Below are 260 nucleotides of genomic sequence, written 5' to 3'. Positions count from 1 at the left end.
AGTATATAGTGTTTGAGATTGTCGACTTGCATCAGCGAACGATAGAGAGCGTATGTACTCATATAGAGCCAGATCATAGTTCTTTGAATTGAGAGCGCTATCCCCTCTAATAATCGCTTCTTCTTCAGTTTTCGGTGGTTCGTCATTACTGAGAGAGTCTATTGGTTTTCCGGAGTATAAAGTTGCATCAAACTCATTTGTTGGAGGCTCTGTGGAAGAACAGCCAACGAAAAAAAACAAAAGAAAACCTAATAATGTAG

The 260-nt window shown here is 39.2% G+C and carries 1 pseudogene; it reads right to left on the bottom strand.

What is annotated here, in order from left to right:
• Positions 1-260, bottom strand: a pseudogene (locus tag AB4585_RS24775) (hypothetical protein); the annotation flags it as partial.

It is taken from the genome of Vibrio sp. 10N.222.49.C9 (assembly GCF_041474985.1).
Lineage (GTDB): Bacteria > Pseudomonadota > Gammaproteobacteria > Enterobacterales > Vibrionaceae > Vibrio > Vibrio crassostreae_C.
The sequence above is the reverse complement of the archived record's forward strand: the minus strand, read 5'-3'. Positions and strand labels throughout refer to the sequence as shown.